The organism is Shewanella sp. BC20 (assembly GCF_003129585.1).
In the GTDB taxonomy this organism is placed as follows: Bacteria; Pseudomonadota; Gammaproteobacteria; order Enterobacterales; family Shewanellaceae; genus Shewanella; species Shewanella seohaensis.
The window spans coordinates 117,230-143,936 of record NZ_NHRI01000008.1 but is presented as its reverse complement, the minus strand read 5'-3'; the positions used below and the strand labels follow the sequence as shown (position 1 = coordinate 143,936).

Genomic DNA, 26,707 nt, shown 5'->3' with positions numbered 1-26,707 from the left:
CTTAAAACATGACTTTTGGCACTTATGGGTGACTCCCCGTGCTCGTTAATATCAAGCTTCAAACTTTGATGGAGCAAGATGATGAACACGATTTTCACCCTGTCGCAATTTGTGCATATTACCGCGGGCGCATTGGCATTAGTGTTATTTTGGATGCCTGCCATGCTGAAAAAGGGCAGCGCGAACCATAGTCGTTTTGGCCGTTATTATGTTTATGCCATGTACACAGTGGCGGCGACGGGCGTGGCGATGGCAACGACGGGCCTCATTGATCCGCTCGCGGTGATTAAACAGCCTGCGGCCAACGCCGATTCTTTAGCAGCGCAGATTGCGGATCGTAAAAATGCTTGGATATTTCTCATCTATATCAGCTTGTTAACTCTAGTAACCGTTAGGCATGGCGTGTTGGTTCTGCGTTATAAGGCGCAGCGTCAGCAATTAAAATCGCCGCTGCATCTGTCGTTAATGCTGAGTTTGACGTTACTTGGCCCTGTGATGGCGATATGGGGATACCAAGAAAAGCTGATCCTCGCGGTGATTTTCGGCCTATTAGGCACTACGGTTGGGGCGGGATTCCTGCGTTATAGCGTTAAGGCGACTTTGACCAAATTAGAATGGTGGATTGAGCATTTAGGCGCCATGATTGGCTCGGGTATCGCCTGTTACACCGCCTTTTTCGCCTTTGGTGGCAGCCGTTTGTTTATCGACCATGGCAATTTGCGTCTGCTGTCGTGGACACTGCCAGGTGTTATCGGTTTTGTGGTGATCCGCTATTTAAGCGGCAAGTATCAGCGTCGTTTTGCGGATTAACCTGAAACGTAAAAGCATAGGGAGCCGTAAAAAGACAGGGGCCGCCTAAGCAGCCCCTATATTGAGATGATGTGAGCGGTTTTACCCGAGTTACACCTTGGTCTCGGCGGCATTGGCCGCCTTAGCGGATTCGAGCCACTGATCCATCTTTTGCTCCAATAAATCTAAGGGCAAGGCGCCATTTTCAAGCAGCCTGTCGTGGAAGACTTTAATATCAAACTTATCGCCCAAGGCTTTTTTGGCCTTAGTGCGCAATTCGATAATTTTCAGCTCGCCTAGCTTGTAACCTAAGGCTTGCCCCGGCCAAACCACATAGCGCTCGATTTCGCCCGTAGCTTCAGAGAGGTGTATTCCCTCAGTCGTCACTGCATAATCAATGGCTTGCTCACGGCTCCAATCCTTAGCATGCATCCCCGTGTCGACCACTAAGCGCACCGCGCGGTGTAACTCAGACTGCAAGCGACCAAGGTCATTAATCGGATTATCCTGATACATGCCCATCTCGGCGGCTAAGCGCTCTGCATACAGCGCCCAACCTTCTCCCGCGGCATTAGAGTAAAAAATGGTACTCAGCAGCGGCAAGGTATCAGACAGACCGATGAGCGTCTGTAGATGATGGCCGGGATTGGTCTCGTGGTAGGTTAAGGTTTGCAGCGAATAGGAGGGCAGCGCCGCCATATCGTACAGGCTTATCCAGAAGGTGCCCTTACGTGAACCATCTTGAGAAGGCGCATCGTAAAATGCACCGCTGGTTGCGGCGGCGCGACTGTCTGGCACGGCTTCAACCGCAACCTCTTGATTCGGTAACAGCCCAAACCACAGCGGTAATTTGGCATTCACTTTCGCTAGGTAGCCGTGAATGTCCGTCATTAATTGCTGTTTACCCTCGGCGGTGTTGGGATAGATGTATTTAGGATCCTTAAGCAATCGCTGCATGCGCTCGCCAACTGTGCCTTTGCGGTAACCCACTTGTTTGAGTAACACATCCATCTCGGCGGTAATGCGGGCAACTTCGTCTAATCCTAGTTGGTGGATCTCATCTGGGGTCATCTCCGAATTGGCGAGGTGCTTAATCATCGCCTTGTAGAGTTTAGCGCCTTGAGGTTGGTGTCCGAGTCCCGCCACATGGGTGGCCTTGAGGCGCACGGCTTGCAGTGCGGAAATCAACTGGCGCGTCGCAGGGTAATATTTTGTCTCCACCAGTTCGGCGGCTGAGTTCACCAACGCCTCACTTTCTGGTACTTGAGCGGCGGTTAATTTGGCTTTAAAACTGCTGACCAAGGGATGTTCATTAGCATGGTGCACTAATTGTTGCTGCAACACGGCTATGGTCTTATCGATAATAAAATCGGGTGGGATCACGCCCATTTGCACGTCTTGATCCAGCTTATCGATAACTGTGCCCATGGCGGCAGGATACATGGTTAAGCGGTTGAGGTAGGCCTTAGCTTGCTCTGGGGTGGTGACCGCAAACTTATCTTCCATATACCCAGGAAATTCAACATGCAATCCAGATAAGTGGTTGACGACATATGGTAAAAACCAAACGCCGTATTCACCGAGCATAGTGCCATAGGCCACGGTTTCGGCTGGCAGCAATGCGCCGGCGATTTCAGATTTTATCGAGCCTAAACTCACTTGCTCCGAGGCGCTAAGCTGGCTGGCATCGATAGCATTGAGTTCGGTCAATATGGCCTTAAGCACTTTACGGCGATGATTTTCCCCCGATGGGCTGTAATCGGTCAGCTTAGAGAGTACATCCTTGCCAGCCTCATCTTCTGCCACGCCATAATAGGTGGCGATTTCGGGTCTAAGGGCAAAATAACGCTGGGTGATTGGCGCAAGTTGCTGCTTAAGGCTCAATACTTGGACGGCCTTTTCGGACTTGGCCTGCTCAGCGGTTTGATTGGTCTGTGTTGGGTTTGGATCGCTACAGCCCGTTGCTAACATGGCCAGCATTAAAGCATTTATTATTCTTTTCATCGGGTTACTCATACAAAGACATTGAGGCAAATCCGTTATCGAACTGACACCTCAAGCGTTAAACCGTGTTTAGTGTGATCAAGCTCAAATTTGAACGGTTATCCTAGCAGTTTATTGCATCTAAACCGCAAGAATTTTGTTACTCGTTTTGAGAGGGGCTCTAAGGTGAGAGTTAGATGAATATCTGAGCAGCACCAGCTAAGAAAGAATAAATGGCAAGTTGGCTTGAGTTCATAAGGTATCGCTCTGTGATTATAAAACTTCAATCCAGTTGAAAAACGTAGTTCAGGAGTAACTAGTTGACCTATTTTTTATAATAAGACAAAGTGCAGTTAAAAGTTTAATGTTAATTCAAAGGTTAAAATAAATGCCTAAGTTAAAAAATTCAATAATTTCAGAAATCATAAGCAATCTAAATGATGGTAATTTTTGCAGAGAAGATTTTAACGTAGATTTTCCTGATGACTCATCTGCGTTGGCTAAATTAGTTTTTTTGGCAATGCCAAAATATCAATTTGTGATAGAAGAACAAGTAAGAGCTGATAATAGTTTGGCTGTGGCATTATTTCATCAGCAGCAGGCTGAGAGGAAGAAAGTCATTCGTACAACTGAGAGTCCAGGAGATTATCTAAATAATGAGTCGCATACGCATGATAACATCTCTGCTGCGGTAGACAGAGTGAGTGACTGGGTTGTGAATATTCGAGAAGATCTGATTCATTCAAGGAAAGCTGTAACAACAATCGTTGATGATGTCACTAGTGAGTTTCAATCTAGTATTGATGAACATATAGAAAACCCTAATGAATACTTTCAAGAGCAAGAAAAAATTGATTTGCTTGCTAAGTTGGAGGAGCTTCAAAAAAGAATCGAAACTCTCGAGTCTGAAGTCGGTCTAGATCCGCAAAAGGCTAGACAAATTGAAACTGCAATTGAAAAAAGCAAAGCTGACGTGGAGCTATACCCAAAGGGAGTTTGGTATAAAACCGCGGGAACGAAGTTGATAAAACTCTTTAAAGAAGCACTTAAAACTAAAGAAGGAAGAGAAATTGCTGCTGATATTATTAAAAGATTAATGTCATAAATATTGAATAAATAGTTTGATAACGTCACTGTTGAAAAATCAGGCGTTACCCGTCATTAAAATTCTAGTAAGTAAGAGTTCCATGGACTGTGTTTGTAAGTCTAAATTTAGTTGATAAAGTCAACAACTTTTGGCATTGTTGACATTGTCAACTATCTCGAGATGTCATTATGTCTGCTATTTCCCTCGGTGAAACCTTGCACAGATTAGTGCATGCCTACAAAAAACAGCTGCGTGCGGATATTGCTGCGCAGCAGATTGAATTACCTGTCACCCATATTCGGGCGCTCAAGGGGATTTGCCGTCATCCCGAGGCCACGGCGCAATCTATTGCCCTACGTATGCAGCGGGATAAAGCTCAAATTACGCGGGTGCTCAATGAGCTACAGCAGGCTGGTTATATCCTAAAAGTCGATAATCCTAAGGATGGCCGTAGCCAGTTATTGAGACCGACGGCTCAGGGCGAGCAGTTGATGACGCAAATTATTGCCGCCGAAAAAGCCACCGTTGCCCATATGACCCAAGCACTCGATCAGGATGAAATTGCGGTGTTTATCCGTATTGCCAACCAGATCAGCGATAGCGTGGCGGAAAGCTAACCATTGAGTGCCATTTATCTTTTTGGAGTTTAAGTATGAACAGACCCGCCCCGCGCGAATTGACCGTGATAGGTAAAACCCAAGTCACGCCACATATGCTGCGTATCACCTTAGGCGGCGCTGGCTTTGCAGGTTTTCCCGCCGATCAAGAAAGCGCCTATATCAAATTACTGTTTCCGCAGCCGGGGGATGAGCGGCCATTAATGCGCACTTATACCATTCGTCAGCAGCGGATGAATGAAATCGATGTGGACTTTGTGCTGCACGATACCGATGGCCCCGCATCCCGTTGGGCAAAGTCGACCGAGATTGGGGATACCATCCAAATCGGTGGCCCCGGACTGAAAAAACTGATCAACTTAGATGCCGAATGGTTTTTATTGGCAGGGGATATGACGGCCTTGCCCGCCATCAGCGTGAACTTGGCGCAATTGCCAAGCAATGCAGTGGGTTACGCTGTGATTGAGGTATTAAGTGAAGCCGATATTCAGCCCTTAGTGCATCCTAACAATGTGCAATTGCACTGGGTGATTAATCCAGAGGCCGACCCAGAAGATAAGCCCTTGGCCGAACGCATTGCTCTGTTGCCAAAACTCGAGGGGCAAGGTGCCGTATGGCTCGCCTGCGAATTTAGCAGTATGCGCGCCCTAAGAAAGCTGCTTAAGCAGACATACGACTTACCGAAAAGCCATTTTTATACATCAAGTTACTGGAAAATCGGCTGTAATGAAGGCGAGCATAAGTTGGTAAAACAACAAGATGAGCAGTTAGAAAATAATACCGTGGGCTAAAAGTTTTAGCTGTTTGGTATCTAGTGTTCAGTGCCGCTTAATCGCATTAACTGATGTGGCTGATAGATTGTTTTTCCTGCTGGCGTGAATACGCCACGCCAGATCAGGAGCCAGTAGAGCAAAGTTTAATCGAGCTTAATATTACCGTCATTGGTGTAGGTAAATGTACGAGTATCCTTATCTTGGCCGGAAATCTCCCCCTTACCTGCGTTAGGTGTCAGCTCTGTAGTGGTGAAATTAAACTCAAATGGAATAAGAGTTTTACCACCGAACATTGCATCTTCAGGTTTGCTTACCTCAAAGTGTGAGTCAGTTAATTCAACGGCGTAAAGCGCTCCGTTATTAATATCTTGAGTTAACACAAGCGAATTGCCATGGGCAAATAACGATACTTTGAAAGACTGTTTACCATCATCCGACTTTATCTTCAGTGCACCTTCGGATGTGACGGTATATTTACTGACATCACCACTGACTTTTAATGTGCCTTCAATGCTGCCATTGGCATAAGAAGCATCAACTTCACAGTTTGAGTCAGTACCACATTCCAAGGCTGCTTGGCTGATCACTTCTAAACCTAACGCGAATGCTTTAGCTGACGCTTTAATTGCAGATGAGTCGTAAATATCGACTCCTGCTTTAGATTCTGCGGCATTTTGAATGTCATCTGCGTTACAGCCCGCGAGCGTTCCGAGTACCAGTACAGGAAGGAGTAATTTTTTCATGAGCTTCACCTATTAAGTTTAAAAAATCTATTCAGGAGATTATTTCTCCGTGGTGAAATAACTATCGACTGGAAGATGTAATAAATAAACAATATTTTAGTTATTTTGATACATTTTGTGACACGCGTAATTAAAGTTTACATTTTTGATGGCTTTATCATGAATTTAATTGCAATAAATATGTATGAATATTCAGTTGTTGTAACTGCAAATGCGTAGTTGTTAAGTGTTTCCTGTTTATTTCCTTGTTTATCAATCGCTTGGTATTTTTGTTGATGTGCCTTTATTGATGCAAGGATGTTGCAATCGAGGGGGGGAGATAAAGTTGGAGTGTTAACCATGTGAATTATTTTAGTGTTTATCTCGTGGTTAAGCTGACGTTCAGTATGTTTGTGATAAAGGCATTTGAAACAGATGGTTAAGGTTTTGCTTTTCTCGGTTGGCAGCTAAAAAATGGTCTCTCTATTAGCGTTTTTAATATGATGATATTTTTTGTTTTTTTATATTTCTTCACAAACAGAACGAGCACTATTTAGCGAATAATTGCATATTTTTATATTTTACAGTTTTGTATTTTTTATGAAATTACGAGATGGCGGTATCCATCAACCCTAACTTCCTTGTTAGGATTAACTTACGTGAAAAATGCTGCTGCGATTGGGCTAAAGCCTAGATTTATTGATGCACTAACTTACCGTTTTTCACCACATCCTTGCAGGGATTCACGCCGTAGCTATAGGCGAGTTGTGCTGGGGTGGCTATATCCCACAGACAGAAATCCGCTTGTTTACCAACTACTAAGCTGCCGACATTCTCTTCAATCCCTAGTGCCTTGGCTGCATTCAATGTTAAACCCGCAAGTGCTTCCTCTGGGGTTAAGCGGAACAGGGTGCAACCCATGTTAAGCATCAACAGGGTCGAGCAGATGGGCGATGAGCCGGGATTAAAGTCGCTGGCGAGCACCATAGGCACACCGTATTGACGCAATAAGTCGATAGGCGGTTTTTGGGTTTCCCGCAAAAAGTAAAACGCGCCCGGTAACAGCACGGCGCAGGTGCCACTTTCACTTAGGGCCTTAACGCCAGCCTCATCTAAATATTCAATATGATCAACCGACTTAGCGCCTAAGCGTGCGGCTAATTCAGAGCCGCCCATATTGGATAATTGCTCGGCATGCAGTTTAACTTGCAGGCCAGCCGCCTTGGCGGCGCTCAGTACGCGCTCGGTTTGCTCTAGGTTAAAGGCGATGTTTTCACAGAATACATCCACCGCATCGGCGAGGTTTTCGGCAATCACCGCAGGCAGCATCTTATTGATTATTAGGTCGACATAGCCGTCGCTATTGTCTTTAAACTCGGGCGGCACCGCATGGGCACCGAGGAAGGTGGTCTTCACATCCACATGATGATGTTGGCCGAGTTCGCGGGCGACGCGCAGGATTTTGAGTTCGGTTTCGGTATCTAAACCGTAGCCAGATTTAATCTCTACTGTAGTGACGCCTTCCTTCGCCAAGGCGTTTAAACGCTGGCGACCGAGATCAAATAACTCGGCTTCGTCGGCCTCACGGCAGGCGTTAACCGTGGAAATAATGCCGCCGCCAGCACGGGCGATTTCCTCGTAGGTGGCGCCCTTTAGGCGTAGCTCGAATTCGTTGGCACGATTACCTGCAAACACTAAATGGGTGTGGGCATCAATGAGCCCTGGAGTGATCCAACCGCCCTTGCCCCTGTAAACAGGAATGGACAACACATCGAAGGCGGGCAGCTCGCTGCGCGGGCCTAACCAGGCTATTTTACCGTCTTTTACTGCGATAGCTGCATTGGTAATTGCGCCGTAAGGTGCTGATATGGAAGGGTCCATTGTTGCTACGTTAACGTCTATCCAAACCTGATCCCAAGACATTGTTATCCCTCGCTGCGTTGGCTTTTTGGCCCCGCAAACTCTTTATTATCGAAAGTTATGTGAGCTAGCTTGTATTTACTTGTATATACAAGCTAGGATTGTAGCCGCAATTTTGAACGTTTGAAAGTGGCTCAGTGTTTTGGTGTGTGAGTATCTACCACGCCAAATCTAGGCAGATTTTATCTTGAGGAAGTGTTTTGGCTACGCCTAAGTTTGCAGAAATTAAGCAATATATCATTGGCTGTATCGAGTCTGGTGAGTGGGAAGAAAATGCCCGCGTGCCCTCAGAAAACCAGCTGGCTGAACTGTTTGTCTGTAGCCGGATGACGGCGCGTCGCGCCTTGACTGAGCTGACGGACAACGGCGTGCTTGAGCGTTCACAGGGGCTGGGCACCTTTGTGGCGGGGCGAAAGTCGCAATCCTCCATGTTGGCGATCCGTAACATTGCCGATGAAATCAAAGACCGTGGTCATGGTTACAGTGTGCAGCAGTTGGCACTTGAGCAAGTGAATGCCACCGCGCCTATTGCCATCGCACTGGCGCTGGAGCTCGGGAGTCCAGTATTTCATTCGGTGTTAGTGCATTGCGAGCAAGGCGTACCGCTGCAAGTTGAGGAGCGTTATGTGAATCCGGCCTTTGCGCCAGACTACCTAGCGCAGGACTTTAGCGAGCAGACACCCCATGAATACCTGTCGCAGGTGGCTCCGCTGACCGAGGCGCACCACACCATCGAAGCCATTATTGCCAGTAGCGAATTGCAGCAGAGGTTAGCCATTCCGGCGACTGAACCCTGTTTACAGATTTCACGCCGCACTTGGTCGCGCCAAGGGGTGGTGAGTTTTGCCAAATTAGTACACCCGGGTAGCCGCTTTAAGCTCGGCGGACACCTGATATTCAATAAATAACGTACGCAAACAGAGGTGAAGGCTTACGGCATTAATCCGATGTTTAGCGACAAAAACACAATAAAAACAATAGCACTTAGCCTAATGGCAAGTGAGTTCAACAGGTTGAAAGAGGACATCTCAATGGACAAGCGACACGACCCAAGCCGCCGTATTATTGCGCCCCATGGTAGCCAATTAAGCTGTAAAAGCTGGTTAACCGAAGCGCCAATGCGCATGTTAATGAACAACTTACATCCCGATGTGGCCGAGCGCCCAGAGGATTTAGTGGTTTACGGCGGTATCGGCCGCGCGGCCCGCGACTGGGACTGCTACGACAAGATTATCGAAGTGCTACAACGTCTCGAAGATGATGAAACCTTATTGGTGCAATCGGGCAAACCTGTGGGCGTATTCCGCACCCATACAGATGCTCCACGGGTGCTGATTGCTAACTCTAACCTAGTGCCACATTGGGCAAACTGGGAACACTTCAACGAGCTAGATAAACAAGGTTTGGCCATGTATGGCCAGATGACCGCGGGTTCTTGGATTTATATCGGGACTCAGGGCATTGTCCAAGGCACCTACGAAACCTTTGTTTCGGTGGCAAAGCAGCACTTTGGCGGCGTGGCTGCCGGTAAGTGGATCCTCACCGGTGGTTTAGGGGGTATGGGCGGCGCGCAAACGCTGGCCGGTACTATGGCTGGCTTCTCTGTGCTTGCCTGTGAAGTGGATGAAACCCGTATCGATTTTCGTCTGCGTACCCGTTATGTGGATAAAAAGGCCACTTCATTAGACGAAGCCTTGGCTATGATCAACGACGCCAATGCCTCGGGCAAACCCGTTTCTGTCGGCCTGTTAGCGAACGCCGCCGATGTCTTTGCCGAATTAGTAAAGCGTGGCATTACTCCTGATGTTGTCACCGACCAAACCTCTGCCCACGATCCACTGAACGGCTATTTGCCACAGGGCTGGACCATGGCGCAAGCGGCTGACATGCGTAAAACCGATGAAGCCGCCGTCGTTAAAGCGGCTAAAGCCTCGATGGCGGTACAGGTGCAAGCCATGCTGGATCTGCAAGCGGCGGGCGCGGCGACCCTCGATTATGGTAACAACATTCGCCAAATGGCCTTCGAAACTGGCGTTAAAAACGCGTTCGATTTCCCCGGTTTTGTGCCTGCTTATATTCGTCCACTCTTCTGTGAAGGTATCGGCCCGTTCCGTTGGGTTGCCCTGTCTGGCGATCCTGAGGATATCTACAAGACCGACGCCAAAGTGAAGGAACTAATCCCCGACAATCCTCATCTGCACAACTGGTTAGATATGGCCCGTGAGCGTATCGCCTTCCAAGGCCTACCAGCGCGTATCTGCTGGGTGGGCTTAAAGGACCGTGCGCGTTTAGCTCAAGCCTTTAACGAGATGGTGAAAAACGGCGAGCTGTCGGCGCCGATCGTCATTGGTCGTGACCACTTAGACTCAGGCTCAGTCGCCAGCCCTAACCGTGAAACCGAATCTATGATGGACGGTTCAGACGCAGTCTCTGACTGGCCATTACTGAACGCTCTGCTAAACACTGCCAGCGGCGCGACTTGGGTGTCGCTACACCACGGCGGTGGCGTAGGCATGGGCTTTAGCCAACACTCGGGTGTAGTGATCGTGTGTGACGGTACTGAGGCCGCCGCTAAACGTGTTGGCCGCGTACTGTGGAACGACCCTGCGACAGGCGTGATGCGCCATGCGGATGCGGGTTACGAGATCGCGAAAAACTGCGCAAAAGAGCAGGGCTTAGATCTGCCCATGCTTAAAGACTAGCTATTCAACAAACCGTGAAAAACAACGACAAGAATACGGATGTAAAAATGAAATCAGTCAATCATTTAGTATTAACGCCCGGAAGTTTAAGTCTGGCGCAACTGCGTGAAATCAGCCGCCATAAGCTGACACTCGAACTGGCGCCAGAGGCGATAAACGATATCAACACCAGCGCGCAAATCGTGCAAAAGGTGTTGGATGAAGGTCGCACCGTTTACGGCATCAACACAGGTTTTGGTCTGCTGGCCAACACTAAGATTGCCCCGGAAGATCTGCAATTACTGCAACGCTCTATCGTGTTATCCCACGCTGCGGGCACGGGCCAATACATGCAGGACGCGACTGTGCGCCTGATGATGGTGTTAAAAATCAACTCTTTAAGCCGTGGTTTCTCGGGTATCCGTTTAGAAGTGATTCACTTCCTTATCAGCCTAGTGAACGCCGAGGTTTATCCTTGCGTGCCTGAAAAAGGTTCTGTGGGTGCCTCAGGTGACTTAGCGCCGTTAGCCCATATGTGTTTGCCGCTGTTGGGTGAAGGCGAGATGAGCTATCAAGGTCAGATTATTTCGGCCGCCGAAGGCTTAGAAATCGCCGGCCTCAAACCAATCGATTTAGCCGCGAAGGAAGGCTTAGCCCTGCTCAACGGTACTCAGGCTTCTACTGCACTGGCGCTGGAAGGTCTGTTCCACGCTGAAGACTTGTTTGCTGCAAGCTCAGTGATTGGCGCCATGAGCGTCGAGGCCGCCATGGGTAGCCGCAGTCCGTTTGACCCACGCATTCATGCGGCCCGTGGTCAGAAAGGACAAATCGATGCGGCCATGGTGTTCCGTCATCTGCTGGGCGAAGAGTCTGAAATCAGCTTGAGCCACATCAACTGCGAGAAGGTGCAAGATCCTTACTCACTGCGCTGCCAACCACAGGTATTAGGTGCGTGTTTAACCCAAATCCGCCAAGCGGCCGAGGTGTTAGGCACTGAGGCCAATGGCGTGACCGATAACCCGTTGGTATTCCAAGATACTGGCGATATTATCTCCGGCGGTAACTTCCACGCCGAGCCCGTTGCTATGGCAGCCGATAACTTGGCGATTGCGATTGCCGAATTAGGCGCGATTGCAGAGCGTCGTATCGCGCTGCTCATCGACTCTAGTCTGTCTAAACTGCCACCTTTCCTGGTTAAAAACGGTGGAGTGAACTCGGGCTTTATGATCGCCCAAGTGACGGCGGCGGCATTGGCCTCTGAAAACAAAACTTACGCCCATCCAGCATCGGTCGACAGTTTACCGACCTCGGCCAACCAAGAAGATCATGTGTCTATGGCGACTTTTGCGGCGCGCCGTTTACGGGATATGAGCGAAAACACCCGTGGCGTGTTAGCGGTTGAGTTATTGGCGGCCGCCCAAGGTTTAGACTTCCGCGCGCCATTAATGCCAAGCAAAGCAGTGGCGCAGGCAAAGGCCGAGCTACGCGAAGTGGTTGCCTACTATGATAAAGACAGATACTTTGCGCCGGATATCGATGCGGCAACGGATCTGCTTTATACCGCCAGCTTCAATGCTTACTTGCCCCAAGGCGTATTGCCGAGTCTGTAATGCACAGTCTTTGGTGCCGATAACCCATCAGCGGGTGAAAAGTGCTGAAGCAAGCGACCAATAAAGTGAAAGGCATAGCGATTTGCTATGCCTTTTGTCTATCCTATGCGGCGATTTCGCTGTTTTTGCACTTTGTACTTTAGGTGTGTTTAACACCGCAGGATGAGTGCTTTTTTATCCAATCTTTACATTGTCAGCTTTGATGGCTGTCTATCCATCCAAAACCGGTAAATTTGAGGTGTTTTTAATCATCTCTTATTTCGTTTCGGCTTTAAATCCACACTTTATATAACCTTAATATGCCATTGTGAGACAAAATGCCCATTAAGTGGTGGACAAAATGTCTTTTGATGGTTTTTGGGTTTATATATTTATTTATGTCGTTTATCTGAGATTAAGCTCTGATAATGTCAATTTAAAATCTATTTTGTAGTCGTTTATTCTTTAGCTGGTGAATTGAGATCTCGATCTCATGTCATTATTTGTTATCTAATTTCACTTTAAGGATAATCTTAGATTAAGTGGGGGCTTTGTTGACTCACTCAAACGATTGCAGCGTTACCACTGCAATTACCAAACTCATAACGACAAAAGTGTGAGAGAACGCTATGAACAGACGCCAGTTTTTTAAACTGTGTGCGGCCGGAGCGGCAACCTCAGCGATTTCAGCGCTGGGATTGATGTCCGAAAAGGCCTATGCAGCAGTGCGAGAGTTTAAGCTGATCGGAGCCAAAGAAACCCGCAACAACTGTCCGTATTGCTCGGTAGGCTGTGGCCTGCTGATGTACAGCCAAGGCAGCGGGGGTAAAAACTCTGAACATGCTATTTTCCATATCGAGGGTGATGCCGATCATCCAGTAAACCGAGGTGCATTGTGCTCTAAGGGTGCTGGCCTTGTGGATTATGTTAACAGTCCACACCGTTTACAGTATCCAGAATATCGCGCCCCCGGCAGCAACAAATGGGAACGGATCAGCTGGCATGATGCCTTTAAACGTATTGCTCGTTTAATGAAAGATGACCGTGATGCGAACCTAATTGAGAAAAACGCCGATGGCGTAACGGTTAACCGTTGGTTAACCACAGGGATGATGACCTCATCCGGTATGGCCAATGAAAGCGGCTTAGCAACACAAAAATTTGCGCGCGCTTTAGGCCTAGTAGCTATCGATACTATTGCACGTAACTGACACTCCCCAACGGTAGCAAGTCTTGCTCCAACATTTGGGCGCGGTGCCATGACCAACCACTGGATCGATATTAAAAATTCTAACGTAGTGATTATTATGGGCGGTAATGCCGCAGAAGCTCACCCTGTCGGATTCGGCTGGGTTACAGAAGCTATGCAGCATAACAATGCTAAGTTGATTGTGGTTGACCCACGTTTCAACCGCAGTGCGTCATTGGCAGATCACTATGCCCCAATCCGCTCAGGAACTGACATAGCATTCCTTCTGGGTGTGATTCGCTATTTGATTTCGACCAATCAAGTTAACTTCGATTATGTGAAAGCCTATACCAACGCCAGTTATCTGGTGCGGGATGATTTTGACTTCCATGACGGCCTATTCTCAGGCTTTGATGAAGCAAAAAGCGAGTACAACAAAGAATCTTGGTTCTACCAACTCGACGAAGACGGCTATGCCAAAGTGGATGAAACACTTGAGCACCCGCGTTGTGTGTGGAACTTACTCAAACAACACGTAGAACGTTATGATTTTGCAACGGTAAGTAATATCACTGGTACGCCAACAGCGGACTACCAAGTGGTATGTGACGCCATTGCGAGCACTCATACTAAAGACCGTGTGGCAACCTTTATGTATGCGCTGGGCTGGACCCACCATAGTAAAGGTGCGCAGAACATCCGTTCTATGGCGATGATCCAGTTATTACTGGGCAACATTGGTCAGTTAGGCGGTGGTGTTAACGCATTGCGCGGTCACGCCAACGTTCAAGGTTCAACCGACATGGGGCTACTGGCCCAAAGTTTACCCGGTTACCTTAAACTGCCAAACGATAAAGAACCAACCTTAGCGGCTCACTTGGCGGCGAATACGCCTAAGCCATTGCGCCCTGGCCAAACCAACTACTGGCAAAACTATCCGAAGTTTTATGTGTCCCTGCTTAAAGCCTTCTGGGGTGAAAACGCGACGCCTGAAAACGAGTTCGGTTATCAGTGGTTACCTAAGTGGGATCAGATGTATGACTTCGGTAAGCATCTGGACATGATGTACCGTGGTAAAGTGAACGGTTGCATCGTGCAAGGGGTTAACGCCATTAACTCTATGCCTAACCGTAACAAGAACATCAAGGCACTGAGTAACCTTAAGTACTTAGTGGTGCTTGATAACTTGTCATCGGAAACCGCCACCTTCTGGCAAAACGAACCCGGTTTTAACGAGGTCGATACCGCCAGTATTCAAACCGAGGTCTTCCGCCTACCTGCGACCGTGTTCGCAGAGGAAGAAGGTTCGATCGTTAACTCTGGCCGCTGGATGCAATGGCACTATAAAGGCGCTAATCCTCCAGGCGAAGCAATGTCGGACTCAGAGATTGTCTCTGGTCTGCTGCAGGAGCTAAAACACCTTTATCGCGAAGAGGGTGGCAAACTGCCTGAACCCATTGAAGCGATTAACTGGAACTATATCGATCCGCACAACCCAAGCTCTATCGAACTGACGAAAGAGTTGAATGGTTACGATGTTGCGACCAAGCGTCAGATCAGCAGCTTTGCTGAACTGAAGGCCGATGGTAGTACCGCCAGTGCCTGTTGGATTTACGCGGGTTCTTGGACCGAAGCCGGTAACCAAATGGCTCGCCGCGATAACCATGATCCATCGGGTAAAGGTATTACGCCGGGCTGGGCCTTCGCATGGCCGCTTAACCGCCGCGTCCTCTACAACCGTGCCTCTTGTGATGTGAACGGTAAACCTTGGGATGAGCACCGTAAGATTGTCGAGTGGAAAGACGGCAAGTGGGAAGGGATAGACGTGCCCGACTTCAATGCCAAGTTGAATCCACAGGAAAGTGCGCATCCTTTCATTATGCAGGCTGAAGGCGTAGGTCGTTTCTTCGCGCTCAAACTGCTTAAAGAAGGACCGTTCCCAGAGCATTACGAGCCGGTCGAATCGCCCATCGGCACCAACCCTCTGCATCCGAATGTGGTGCACAGCCCTGTGCTGCGTTGGTTCGAAGGGGTGAAAGACACTATCGGTACTAAAGAGGAATACCCCTACGCCTGTACCACTTACTCACTCACAGAACACTTTAACTTCTGGACGACACACTGCCGTTTAGCGGCGATTGCCATGCCAGAGACCTTTGTGGAAATGAATGAGCAATTGGCGGCAGAAAAAGGCATTAAGAATGGCGATTGGGTGAAAGTGAGCTCGAAACGTGGCCACATTCTCACTAAAGCCTTAGTGACTAAGCGTATGCGCCCATTGCAGGTCAATGGTCAAACGGTACACACACTCGGTATTCCACGTCACGGTAGCCATAACGCGCTAACACGTAAGGCTTATAGCTGTAACGTCCTTACCACTGAGATGGGGGATGCCAACACGGGTGTGCCTGAGTACAAAGCGTTCCTCGTGAATGTTGAAAAGGCGGAGGTCTGATAATGGCGACTCAAGATATCATTCAACGTTCCGGCACTTCGCAAGCGACTCCACCTGCACAGGCGAGAGTCGGTGGCGTGAAGCAAATTGCGAAGCTGTTTGACGCGACTAAGTGTAATGGTTGTAAAGCCTGTCAGGTCGCCTGTTCTGAATGGAATGACCTGCGTGAAGAGGTGGGTTCGTTCCAAGGGACTTATCAAAACCCTGCATCTCTGTCGCCAGAGTGCTGGACCCTGATGAAGTACAACGAGATCGAAGACCAAGGCAAATTACGTTGGCAGTTTACCCACAGTGCTTGTATGCACTGTGCGGATCCCGCCTGCTTAAAGGCCTGTTCTACCTCTGGTGCGATTGTTCAACATGCCAATGGCACTGTGGATTTCGATTCGGACAAATGTATTGGCTGTGGTTATTGTGCCAGTGCCTGTCCATTCGATATCCCGAAGATCAGCGCCGTCGACAACAAAGCCTACAAGTGCACTATGTGCTCTGACCGCTTGGCTGTTGGGCTGGAGCCTTCCTGCGTGAAGTCCTGTACCACGGGTGCACTGCGTTTTGGCACGCGCGAAGACATGCTGTTCTACTCCGAAAAGCGTGTTAACGAGCTGAAAGAACGTGGTTTTGCTAAGGCCGGACTCTACAACCCTGAGGGCGTGGGTGGCACAGGCATGCTGATGATATTGCACGATGTCACTCAGCCTGAAACCTACGAAATGCCAAAGGATCCGCAAATCCCATTGTCTGTCACCCTGTGGCAGGACTGGGTGAAACCACTAGGTACTGTCGGACTTCTTGCAACGGCGGCTGTGGCCTGCCTGCATAAGATCACCGTCGGTCGCAACATAGTGGAAGAGGACCAACCCGGCTATCAGCCGCCAGAGGACAAGGCGCAAGCGGAAGAGGAGGCCAAGAAATGAGCAAGCATAACAAGCAAGAAATGGTAGTGCGTCACAAACTGTTCGACCGCATCTGTCATTGGTTCATTGTGGCCGTGGGGCTAGTCACCTTTCTGACGGGCTTTTCCTTCTTCTATCCCTCCTTCCAATGGTTAGGCGCGATAGCGGGCACACCGCAATTGGCGAAGTTTATTCACCCAATTGCTGGCCTGATGATGTGTTTACCGCTGATGTTGATGTTGGTGCGTTATTACCACCACAACAAATGGGAAAAACACGATCTGGCTTGGATGCTCGCCATCAAGGACGTGATGTTCGAGAACGAGGAAAAAATCCCGCCTATCGGCCATTACAACCCTGGTCAAAAAGTGCTGTTTCGTGCCTTTGTGCTGACTTCCATCACCTTAACCGTGACGGGATTCATCATGTGGCAACCCTACTTTGCACCTTACTTTTCGGCCACTGTGGTGGGCTGGGCGATCGTGCTACACGCCATTTGTGCCTTGATCATGCTGATGTTTGTGATGGTGCACTTTTGGATGGCGACCTGGGTGGAAGGTTCTATCACAGGCATGCTTTACGGCAAGGTCTCTAAGGCTTGGTGCCGTAAACATCATCCGCTGATGTTGGATGAACATTCGGACGTGGAGAAACATTAATGAGTCATACAGCCGAGATACCTATGGTCCCCGGCAGCGAATCGCCGCTGGAGCTTAAACCCTTAAAGGCGGTGGACCCTAAAACTGTGTATCACAGACGGGCGCAGCGTTTGTTGTCGTTGGCCAAGGACTCGCCGCTGGCTGACTACTTTGAGCTATGCCGCCGTGTGGTTGCGATTCAGGCCAGATTGGCGGCGGAGGCTGACTTTGGTCAGCTTCTCGCTTGGGGGAAAGATGAAGCGATTCCGCTTTCCCACTTGGGTTCAGAGGCAGATAGCTACTGGCAAGGACTGCTACAACAACTGTTAAGCGATTTGCTGCCGCAGGTGGATGAGGATATGGCGCGAGTGCTGCGGTTGTTGATGCAGCAATCTCCTGAACAACTCACCTCCTGGGGCAGTGCATTGCGTCAGGGACATATGAGCGAAGTGCCCGCGCGCTTCAGCTTGTTTATCTGGGCGGCGATGGGGGTCTACTGGTCCCATTGGGCACCTATGGTGATTAAACGGATCGATCAACGCAAAGTCGTGCAGCAGAACCTATGCCCGATTTGCGGGTGTCATCCCGTGGCGAGCGTGATCGTCGACCAGCCGCGAGCGGGTCTGCGTTATCTGCATTGCAGTCTGTGCGAGAGCGAATGGCATTACATTCGCGCCCATTGCACTAGCTGTGGTCAGGATAAAGGGACGACGCTCTGGTCATTCGATGATGCCAAGGCGCAGGTGCGCATCGAGAGCTGCGACGAATGCCATGGTTACACCAAGATGCTGTTCGTTGAAAAGTCACCGCTGATGGATGTTGCGGCCGACGACTTAGCGACCCTGATGCTCGACAGTGAGCTAAATGCCAAGGGCTTTGGGGCGACCACGGTCAATCCATTGCTGCTGGCCCACGAAACTGAGCAATAACCAAAGTCGGGAAGGGCTCACTGAGCTCTTCCCCTTATATTTATCAAGATGATACAAATGATGACCCAAGTACCCGATACACCCCAAGCCCTGTACCGCGCGCTGCCGTCGATGGACAGTCTGCTCGCCGATGCGGCGTTAGCCCCTTTGCTGCAACGCTATGGTAAAGCGGCGGTAAAAGCGGCGTTGGATAGTCAGTTACGCACGGCGCGTGAGCTGATTGCCCAAGAGCGGCGCTTGCCCGCTTGGTGTGCTAACCCGGCGTTATTGAACGGATATTTGGTTGATCAATTGTCTAAGGACTATAGCCATAGTCTAAAACCCGTGTGGAACCTCACGGGAACCATCCTGCATACCAATCTTGGCCGCGCCCAGCAGTCTGAGGCGGCCATTCGGGCGGTGACCTCTGTGATGCGTTATCCCACGCCGCTGGAATTTGAATTAGCCGCCGGTGAGCGCGGCCATCGAGATAATGCCATTAGTGGGTTAATCCAGCGTCTAACAGGCGCTGAAGCCTGCTGTGTGGTGAATAACAACGCCGCCGCTGTGCTACTGATGTTGTCGGTGGTCGCGGCGGGTAAAGAAGTGATCGTCTCCCGCGGTGAGCTGGTGGAAATCGGCGGCGCCTTTCGCATTCCAGACATTATGCGCCAAGCGGGCTGCACCTTAGTGGAAGTCGGCAGCACTAACCGTACTCACCTTAAGGACTATGAGCAGGCGATAACTGAAAATACCGCCGCCATCATGAAGGTGCATACCAGCAACTACCATATCAGTGGCTTTACCGCCTCGGTGGATGAGGCCAGATTAGGCCAACTTTGCCGCGAGCGCGGTATTGCGTTGATCTCGGATCTTGGCAGTGGTTCGCTCACCGACTTACGCCGTTTTGGCTTAAAACAAGAGCCGACGCCCCAAGCCATGTTGGCGGATGGGGTCGATCTGGTTAGTTTCTCCGGCGATAAACTCCTCGGCGGCCCGCAATCGGGTTTGATTGTCGGTAAACAGGCGTTGATTAACAAACTCCAAAGTCATCCGCTAAAGCGTGCATTGCGCTGCGACAAGCTGATTCTCGCGGCGCTCGAGGCGACGCTGATCCACTATCTCAATCCCGAAACCTTGGATCGGGAACTGCCGATTATGGCTAAATTTGCCCGCAGCCAAGCTGAGTTGCGCCAGATTGGTGAGCGCCTGCAGCGCGCCTTAGCACCGCTGTTTGCCCCGAGCTATGACATCGAATTAGTGGAGTGCCAAACCCAAGTCGGTAGCGGTTCGCAGCCCGATACCTTTTTGCCCTCAATCGCCCTGTGCTTTAACGCGCAAGAGGGCGGCAGTTTAATGCTGCTCGAGCAGCATTTTAAGCAGGCGCAGCGGCCTGTGATTGGCAGAATGACCCAAGATCAACTTCGTCTCGACTTGCGCGGTATCGATGATGAGGACGAATTGTTAGCCGAACTCAGCACCTTAGGTGTGCAGCTATGATTATGGTCACTGCGGGCCATGTCGACCACGGCAAGAGCACGTTGATCCGTGCCTTAACGGGCATGAATACCGACAGGCTCCCCGAAGAAAAACGCCGTGGCATGACCATCGACCTCGGCTACGCCTTTATGCCACTGCGAGATGGTACTCGCTTAGCCTTTATCGATGTGCCCGGCCATGAAAAATTTATCAATAACATGCTGGTGGGTGTGAGCCATGTGCACCACGCGCTGCTGGTGTTGGCCTGTGACGACGGGGTGATGCCACAAACCCGCGAGCATCTGCAAATTCTCGCGCTTTTACCGCTAAACAGTTTGACCTTAGTACTGACCAAGCGGGATTTGGTCGATGACCAAACCGCCGCCAAGTTGACCCTAGAGGGGATGGCGCTGCTTGCCGAATACGGTATCGAGGCCAGCGGCGTGTTTGAAGTCTGCGCGAATGATGCAGGCGATGCGGGAGTAGACACCCTTAAACAACATATTTTAGAGATCGCCGAGCAGCAATCGACTCAAGCGGAAGATGCCAGCAGCTTTAGGATGACGCTCGATCGCGCCTTTAGCGTTAAAGGCGCCGGCTGCGTGGTCACGGGCACTGTGATTAGCGGCAGTGTGTGTATCGGCGATAGTCTCTACAGTTCTGGGCAAAAGGCCAAACTACGGGTGCGCGGCATTCATTGCCAAGGGATGGAAGTTCATAGAGCACTCAGTGGCACTCGGGTCGCGTTGAATCTTACCGGGGTCGATAACCATAGGGCGCCTGCCCGTGGTGACTGGTTAAGCAGCCTGCCTCAGGCTGAGCTGTGCGCTAGACCTGTGGTGCAAATTCGCAGTTTCGAACCCATCAGCCATTGGCAAAATGTGCATTGTCACCACGGCGCCGACCATACCTTGGGGCGAGTATCGCTTCTGGATGAAGCCGATGAACAGGGGCGTTATCTGGCCGAAATTGTGCTCGATAAGCCGCTGCTGCTATGTCAGGACGATCCGATAGTGCTCAGGCATATTGGCGGCAAGCAAACCCTGGGTGCAGGGCGGGTGCTGGCATTAAAAGTCCCCAACCGTAAGAAGCGCACACCGGAGCGTGTCAGCAAGTTGCAACAGCTGGCTCAGCTCTCCAATCCGGTGAATGTACTGGCGCTACTCGGCCAGAGCGAAGCGCTCAGTATTGATGAAATCCGTTGGCGCTGGCAGCTAACCGATGAAGGGCTGGCCGCCATGCTGGCGCAGGCGGGGCTGACTCGCCTCGGTGCCTATGGGCTATCGACCCAGCTACTCGAGCAAGAAAAACAGCAGTTTATCGAGCTGTTACGTGAGTATCACCAACAGCATCCCGACCAACTAGGGCTAGGGCGTAATCGTCTGCAACGCATGAGCCACAGCATATTACCCAACGAGCTGGCCAATAAGGTGCTCGATAGCCTCTGCCAAGATGGGCAGATGGTGCTGCGCGGCGCCTTGCTGCAGTTGGCGGACCACAGGATTGTCCTCGATAGCGAGGCGCAGCAGTGCTGGCAACGCTTGGCCCCTTGGTTGGCACTACAAACCTCGCCCGTGTGGGTGACTGAGATGGGGGAATATCTCGAACTTGAGCCAGCCAAACTCAGATTGCTGTGTTTTCAACTGGTGCAACAGGGCTTTATTACCGCCGTAGTGAAGGATAGATATCTGCTGAGCGAGCAGCTGTGCCATTACGCCAATTTGGTGCGTGAGCATGTGGAAACCCACGGCAAGCTCGAAACCGCAGAGTTTAAGGATCTGATTGGCCTAGGCCGTAAGGTCAGTATTCAGCTGTTGGAGTTTTTTGACCGCAGTGGTTTTACCCGTAGGAAGTATCGCAGTAACAGTCGGGAGATCCGGGATGGGGAACTGTTTTATTCCCATGAGAATTGGCGGAAGAACATAGGAGTCGAACCTACCCAGGACTGCTGGCAGCCCTACCCGGATTTGAAATCCGGACGCCTCACCGGAGACGACGTTCTTCCATTCGAAGACAGACCGATAGTAGAAAATGCTTAAACCTGAATCAAGCGCATTCGTATTTCGTTAGTCGCTTTGTGACTTGAGTCGAACTTTACTGGCAAACCAATTGTTTTTATTTGAATTAATGAGTTTAGAGGGTCGCTATGGAATATCATTCACACGCCGTGGTTACTGAAAGAAAGGTGACCCTTTTAGAGCAGGGACAGGCCTCCGAGTTAACCGATTATGTGGCTAACGAGGTACGAGTGGCGCTGGTGTATAACGGCATCGCCCACACTGTGATGCTCGCCAGCCCAGAAAATCTCGAAGAGTTCGCCATTGGCTTTACCTTGTCGGAGCGGATTGTTTCCCATGTGAATGAAATCAAAGGGGTGGATCTGGAGTTCACCCCCGAAGGCGTGCTCATTCAGGTGGAGATCACCCAAAGATGCTTTATGGAACTCAAGCAGCAACGGCGCAATATGGCGGGGCGCACGGGCTGTGGCCTTTGCGGTGTGGCGCAGCTAGAAGAGGCGGTTAAGCCCGTTATCCGCGTCGACTCGGACGTCAGATTTAATATCGATCATCTGCAGCTTGCCCTTGAGCAGATCAAAGAGAATCAACATCACTTTAAGCTCACGGGTGCAACCCACGCCGCCATGGGTTTAGACGAGGAAGGACAAATCATCGCCGCCTTTGAGGACATAGGTCGGCACATTGCACTGGATAAATTAATCGGTGGATTTTCAATGCGTCAGGCACAGCGACCTGTCGCCGTGTTGCTCACCAGCCGCGCCAGTTTTGAAATGGTGCAAAAGGCCGCCAGTGCCAATATCCAAATTCTGTTTGCTATGTCCGCCGTGACTTCACTGGCGTTGGAATTAGCAGAGAAAAGCAACATCACGCTTATCGGTTTTTGCCGTAATGGTAGAGCCACGCTCTACACCCATAGTTATCGACTGTTGGGGATAAATCGTGGCTGTTTAGCGAAAGCCATCTAAAGCGTGTCGCCACACAATTAAGATTCTTTAGCACCTTATTTTTAAGGGATTGTGCCTTGCTTGTGTGGCAACAGGTATAAGCCTTGTGCTTATTTTTTTATAGTCTCGTTCATTAGGGTAATGACATGACATGGCAACAATTTAAACAACAATATTTAGTCCGTTTTTGGGCTCCTATGCCGGCGGTTATCGCCGCTGGTATCCTTTCTACTTACTATTTTGGGTTAACTGGCACTTTTTGGGCTGTCACGGGGGAATTTACGCGCTGGGGCGGGCACTTACTGCAACTGGTAGGGGCAAATCCTGAAACTTGGGGTTATTTCAAGGTGATTGGTTTACAGGGCTCGCCCTTAGACCGTATCGACGGCATGATGATCATCGGCATGTTTGGTGGTTGTATTGCGGCGGCGCTGTGGGCGAATAACGTTAAGCTGCGTATGCCACAGAGCCGTATCCGCATAGCTCAGGCACTTATCGGCGGCATTATTGCGGGCTTTGGTGCGCGTTTGGCGATGGGTTGTAACTTAGCGGCCTTCTTCACCGGTATTCCGCAGTTTTCCTTACATGCGTGGTTTTTTGCCCTCGCAACGGCAGCGGGTTCTTACTTTGGTGCGCGTTTTACGCTACTGCCTATGTTTCGCATTCCTGTGAAATTGAAGAAAGTCGATAAGGCGACGTCGGTTAAACAGGATGAAAACCAAGCCAGACGACGTTTTCGCATCGGCATGTTAGTGTTCGCGGCCATTATCGGCTGGGGATTACTGACTATGTTCAATGCGCCTAAGCTGGGTATCGCCATGCTCTGCGGCGTGGGTTTCGGCCTGTTGATTGAGCGGGCGCAAATCTGCTTTACGTCGGCATTTCGCGATATGTGGATCACCGGACGCACCCATATGGCCAAGGCGATTATTCTCGGTATGGCGGTGAGTGCCATCGGGATTTATAGCTATGTGCAATTAGGTGTGCCGCCCAAAATCATGTGGGCTGGCCCGAATGCGGTGATTGGTGGCCTGCTGTTTGGCTTTGGCATTGTGCTGGCGGGCGGTTGTGAGACGGGTTGGATGTACCGCGCCGTCGAAGGTCAAGTGCATTTCTGGTGGGTTGGTTTAGGCAACGTGCTGGGTTCAACTCTACTGGCCTATTACTGGGATGATTTAGCCCAGCCATTAGCCACAAGTTGGGACAAGGTTAACTTGCTTTCAAGCTTTGGCGATAAGGGCGGTTTATTGCTGACTTATCTGCTGCTGGCGCTGTCGTTTGCGGCCATGTTGCTGTGGGAAAAACGTTTTTTTGCCCGTAAGGCAAAGCGGGATGAACAACTGATCGCGGAGGCGGCGTAATGAGTCAATATATTCCAGATTATCAACTCGATATGGTGGGCGAGCCTTGCCCTTATCCTGCAGTGGCGACCCTTGAGGCTATGCCGACACTGAAGCCAGGGGAAATATTAGAAGTGATCAGTGACTGCCCACAGTCAATCAATAATATTCCACTCGATGCCAAGAATCATGGCTATAAAGTGCTAGAAATTGAGCAAAACGGGCCAACGATTCGTTATCTGATCCAGCGCTAATTAAGCCATTCGAGGCCATCACGGCAAATAAAAAGCGCTGCATTGGCAGCGCTTTTTGATCTTATCCTTGGCAATCGGCTGGTAGATATTCGTCGGGAATATCGTTACTACTACATACCCAAGTGACATTATTTTGCTCGTCGACTTGGGGTGATAAATACACATCAAAGCCTTGATAATCCCCTAAGGCTTCGCCGGCAACAAAACCAACAATCCCCTCGGAATAGAGATTAAAGGTGGTTAGCTGCTCATCAGTAAAGCCAAGTGGCTCTATCTCGGTCGGCCAGGCTTTATGGCTTTGGTAGTACTGAGTCAACACCCCGGTAATCGGCGCTAATGATTGATGTAACTGGTCTATATGTTCGATTGCCAGTGCGACATCGGGCACTTTAGCGGACTCAGTGTCCATTTGCGGAGTACTGGTGGCGTAGTTGGCATCATCATAGTTAATGCTGGCTGCGCCCGCTTTCTCTTGGTATTCCTTATAAGCGGGAATCGCGACCGCAGCGGCCACACCGATAATCGCCGCAAGGATGATAATCCCGCCGCCCGCCGTACCCATACGTGGCATAAACAGGCTAAAGAGGTAGGCAAATACACTGCGAGAAGGTGCTGAATATACTTTGCCTTGCGCGGTCGCTTGTACTCTTGCCATACGTTTTGTCAGCCATGGATAGCTGCTGTTCAGCTCATGGAAGGACATCCAAAATCCGCTCGACTCTTGGGTTTGGCGAATATATTGATCCACATTCATCCGTTTCCACTGCTCAACCCCAGCGGCTAATACGGCAACCGCATTGGTGGCCGAACGTAAGCTATTGCAGCAACGCAGACCGTGTAGGTCGCAGGTGTACTCGCAGGCGCGGGCGTAGGCGGCGCCCACTAACGGCAGCCAAGTAGCGAACACTAACAGTGGCTCTTTACCAATATGGTTACGGCGAATATGGCCAAGCTCATGGCCGATATAGAAGTTAAGGGCGTCTTTATCGGACTCGAGTGCATCCACAATCGATGAGAACAGCACTATGTAGTTACGGCGCAGGAAGCGGGTAGCGAGGGCATTTAGCATACCATCGGCGGCTAACAGGTAGGCGCGGGGCGGTTCTTTCACCTCTAAACGCTCACAGCAGGCGAGGTATTGCTTGTGTAAGTCGGGGAACTGCTCAGGGCTGATCTCAACCGCAGTGCCCTTTAAATAGCTGATAAACGCCGAGTGGGTGAACAGATAAATGATGAAAAACATCAGCACATAAATCAAGGCGAGACCTTTGGTGGCTAAGATCAGCACGGCCCAAATCAGTCCCGAAATAATCGCTAAAATTGTAAACAGTGACTTTTCTTTCGAATAGACGGTATCGGCTATTTGAATGGGGTTGTCGTTCCCTGTACTAATCGCTTGTTCCATGTTGATCCTTTTCCTAGTGAAATAACAAAGCGGCGTGAAAATAGTCAATTTCACTAGGAAATTCAATCTCTATAACTGGAATAACGGATAATTTATCTTTAGGTGCTAAAAATAGCTTAAGGTGCCAATACGGCGGTGCCATTTTTTATCGCGTTTTGCGCCAGTTCGTAAACCTGCTTCTCGGCGACATTAACTAACTTTTGGTGTTCATCGCCGAGTTGTTCCATCTCTTTGCCCATAACTTCCATCGACGCGCCTAGACTTTCGATTTGCGCGTTAACCTCAGTATCTTTTTCACTTGAGGCGAGATTGATTAAGAGTTTGCTGGTTTCGGCGCTGATGGCATCGCCCTTAACCTGCATTTGTTCACCCAGACGCTGCATCTTCTCGCCTTGGATTTGCATTGGGCGCACCGCCTCTTTCACCTGATTAACGAGAGCCGGATCGGTAATCACATAGCGGTTTCCGTCAGTCTTAACCCACAGATAGTCCGTTTGATACGCATTGCCTTGGCGTTTGAGTTTGTTCCAATCTTGGCTCTCACCCGCGCCGATAGTGAGTTCGCCATCTTGACGCACATAAATCCACGAAAAATCGGGATAATTACGGCTATTGATCGAGATTTGGGTGTCGGTCGATGATTGGGTGCTTGCCTGCTGTGCTGCCCAAATCCCACAGGGGATAAGTGCGAGGATTAATAAACCGCCGAATACTTTGGTGTGAGTGTTCATAATGCTTCCTTGTATAGGGATAAGTGTGATGACCCACTGACTAGGCAGAATATGTGCCAACTAAATATTCATTATTTATCAATCAAATAAAAACACTGTCCGCTTGGTAAGCCTAAAGTGTCCGCACTTTGGCTGTTAATGTGTCCGCGCGATTGTCCGTTGAGTGGACACTCTTGGGATAACGTCTGTGGCTGCACTACACTTATTCGGGTTTATGAAATGTCGAGCTGCTATTGAGGGGTATTTTGCTTAAGTCAGCTTAGGTTAAGCCGAGATAGGGTTAGCTATG

Annotated in this window: 20 protein-coding genes, 1 tRNA gene and 1 pseudogene; 16 read left to right on the top strand and 6 right to left on the bottom strand. The window is 49.9% G+C overall.

The genetic code is table 11. The features are described 5' to 3' along the window. Positions 1-78: 78 nt before the first annotated feature. On the top strand, positions 79-810 hold the full coding sequence (locus CBX96_RS10450; protein WP_181382187.1) for a hypothetical protein: 732 nt from the start codon (positions 79-81) through the stop codon (positions 808-810). Positions 811-900: 90 nt separating this feature from the next. On the opposite strand, the gene CBX96_RS10445 is transcribed toward CBX96_RS10450, so the two are convergent. Beyond that, positions 901-2,793, bottom strand: a complete 1,893-nt coding sequence (locus CBX96_RS10445) for a DUF885 family protein (RefSeq protein ID WP_258294448.1) — start codon at positions 2,791-2,793, stop codon at positions 901-903. A gap of 367 nt (positions 2,794-3,160) precedes the next feature. Between CBX96_RS10445 and CBX96_RS10440 the strand changes: the two genes are divergently transcribed. From CBX96_RS10440 to CBX96_RS10430, 3 genes are all read left to right on the top strand, one after another. Continuing rightward, positions 3,161-3,877 carry a hypothetical protein gene (locus tag CBX96_RS10440; protein WP_109286646.1) on the top strand — a complete coding sequence of 239 codons (717 nt, stop codon included), beginning with the start codon at positions 3,161-3,163 and terminating at the stop codon, positions 3,875-3,877. Positions 3,878-4,047: 170 nt separating this feature from the next. Further along, a complete protein-coding gene (locus tag CBX96_RS10435) occupies positions 4,048-4,476 on the top strand; it encodes a MarR family winged helix-turn-helix transcriptional regulator (RefSeq protein WP_011715375.1) in 429 nt (142 codons plus the stop codon). Between the two features lie 35 nt (positions 4,477-4,511). Further along, positions 4,512-5,267: a siderophore-interacting protein gene (locus CBX96_RS10430; RefSeq protein WP_109286645.1), complete on the top strand. Its 756-nt coding sequence runs from the start codon at positions 4,512-4,514 to the stop codon at positions 5,265-5,267. 125 nt (positions 5,268-5,392) lie between these two features. Here the strand turns inward: CBX96_RS10430 and CBX96_RS10425 are convergent, their stop codons facing one another. Together CBX96_RS10425 and hutI are read right to left on the bottom strand one after the other, a co-directional pair. Continuing rightward, positions 5,393-5,992 (bottom strand): hypothetical protein, encoded by a 600-nt coding sequence (locus CBX96_RS10425; protein ID WP_109286644.1) that lies wholly within the window; start codon positions 5,990-5,992, stop codon positions 5,393-5,395. Positions 5,993-6,667: 675 nt separating this feature from the next. Next, positions 6,668-7,894 carry an imidazolonepropionase gene (gene hutI / locus CBX96_RS10420; protein WP_011620931.1) on the bottom strand — a complete coding sequence of 409 codons (1,227 nt, stop codon included), beginning with the start codon at positions 7,892-7,894 and terminating at the stop codon, positions 6,668-6,670. 197 nt (positions 7,895-8,091) lie between these two features. On the opposite strand from hutI, the gene hutC reads away from it, so the two are divergent. The 9 genes and pseudogenes from hutC to selB form a co-directional block, all read left to right on the top strand. Next, positions 8,092-8,799, top strand: a complete 708-nt coding sequence (hutC, locus tag CBX96_RS10415) for a histidine utilization repressor (protein WP_109286643.1) — start codon at positions 8,092-8,094, stop codon at positions 8,797-8,799. Between the two features lie 123 nt (positions 8,800-8,922). Continuing rightward, positions 8,923-10,593, top strand: a complete 1,671-nt coding sequence (hutU, locus tag CBX96_RS10410; RefSeq protein ID WP_109286642.1) for a urocanate hydratase — start codon at positions 8,923-8,925, stop codon at positions 10,591-10,593. A 47-nt stretch (positions 10,594-10,640) separates the two neighbouring features. Further along, a complete protein-coding gene (hutH, locus tag CBX96_RS10405) occupies positions 10,641-12,182 on the top strand; it encodes a histidine ammonia-lyase (RefSeq protein WP_109286641.1) in 1,542 nt (513 codons plus the stop codon). 608 nt (positions 12,183-12,790) lie between these two features. Beyond that, positions 12,791-15,805 carry a formate dehydrogenase-N subunit alpha gene (gene fdnG, locus CBX96_RS10400; protein WP_109286640.1) on the top strand — a complete coding sequence of 1,005 codons (3,015 nt, stop codon included), beginning with the start codon at positions 12,791-12,793 and terminating at the stop codon, positions 15,803-15,805. Between the two features lie 2 nt (positions 15,806-15,807). Then, positions 15,808-16,722, top strand: a complete 915-nt coding sequence (fdxH, locus tag CBX96_RS10395) for a formate dehydrogenase subunit beta (protein WP_011624734.1) — start codon at positions 15,808-15,810, stop codon at positions 16,720-16,722. Next, positions 16,719-17,360 (top strand): formate dehydrogenase subunit gamma, encoded by a 642-nt coding sequence (locus CBX96_RS10390; RefSeq protein WP_011624735.1) that lies wholly within the window; start codon positions 16,719-16,721, stop codon positions 17,358-17,360. The genes fdxH and CBX96_RS10390 overlap by 4 nt, the downstream gene beginning before the upstream one ends. Then, positions 17,360-18,268: a formate dehydrogenase accessory protein FdhE gene (gene fdhE / locus CBX96_RS10385; protein ID WP_011620939.1), complete on the top strand. Its 909-nt coding sequence runs from the start codon at positions 17,360-17,362 to the stop codon at positions 18,266-18,268. Before CBX96_RS10390 ends, fdhE begins: the two co-directional genes overlap by 1 nt. A gap of 57 nt (positions 18,269-18,325) precedes the next feature. Beyond that, the gene (gene selA, locus CBX96_RS10380; protein WP_109286639.1) at positions 18,326-19,747 is read left to right on the top strand and encodes an L-seryl-tRNA(Sec) selenium transferase; all 1,422 of its coding nucleotides are present in this window, start codon (positions 18,326-18,328) and stop codon (positions 19,745-19,747) included. Further along, a pseudogene (selB, locus tag CBX96_RS21755) lies at positions 19,744-21,567 on the top strand (selenocysteine-specific translation elongation factor); the annotation flags it as partial. The gene selA and the pseudogene selB, both read left to right, overlap by 4 nt. A 69-nt stretch (positions 21,568-21,636) precedes the next feature. On the opposite strand, the gene CBX96_RS21560 reads toward selB, so the two are convergent. Next, positions 21,637-21,731 (bottom strand) — tRNA-Sec (locus CBX96_RS21560). Positions 21,732-21,872: 141 nt separating this feature from the next. On the opposite strand from CBX96_RS21560, the gene fdhD reads away from it, so the two are divergent. The 3 genes from fdhD to yedF all read left to right on the top strand — a co-directional run bounded on the left by fdhD (position 21,873) and on the right by yedF (position 24,282). Next, positions 21,873-22,709, top strand: coding sequence for a formate dehydrogenase accessory sulfurtransferase FdhD (gene fdhD / locus CBX96_RS10370; RefSeq protein WP_109286638.1), 837 nt, complete (start codon positions 21,873-21,875; stop codon positions 22,707-22,709). A gap of 125 nt (positions 22,710-22,834) precedes the next feature. After that, a complete protein-coding gene (gene yedE, locus CBX96_RS10365; protein WP_011620943.1) occupies positions 22,835-24,049 on the top strand; it encodes a selenium metabolism membrane protein YedE/FdhT in 1,215 nt (404 codons plus the stop codon). Continuing rightward, on the top strand, positions 24,049-24,282 hold the full coding sequence (gene yedF, locus CBX96_RS10360) for a sulfurtransferase-like selenium metabolism protein YedF (RefSeq protein WP_011070517.1): 234 nt from the start codon (positions 24,049-24,051) through the stop codon (positions 24,280-24,282). The genes yedE and yedF overlap by 1 nt, the downstream gene beginning before the upstream one ends. A 61-nt stretch (positions 24,283-24,343) precedes the next feature. Here the strand turns inward: yedF and CBX96_RS10355 are convergent, their stop codons facing one another. Next, positions 24,344-25,687: a M48 family metallopeptidase gene (locus CBX96_RS10355; RefSeq protein WP_109286637.1), complete on the bottom strand. Its 1,344-nt coding sequence runs from the start codon at positions 25,685-25,687 to the stop codon at positions 24,344-24,346. Between the two features lie 116 nt (positions 25,688-25,803). Continuing rightward, positions 25,804-26,418: a hypothetical protein gene (locus tag CBX96_RS10350; RefSeq protein ID WP_109286636.1), complete on the bottom strand. Its 615-nt coding sequence runs from the start codon at positions 26,416-26,418 to the stop codon at positions 25,804-25,806. Between the last annotated feature and the right edge of the window lie 289 nt (positions 26,419-26,707).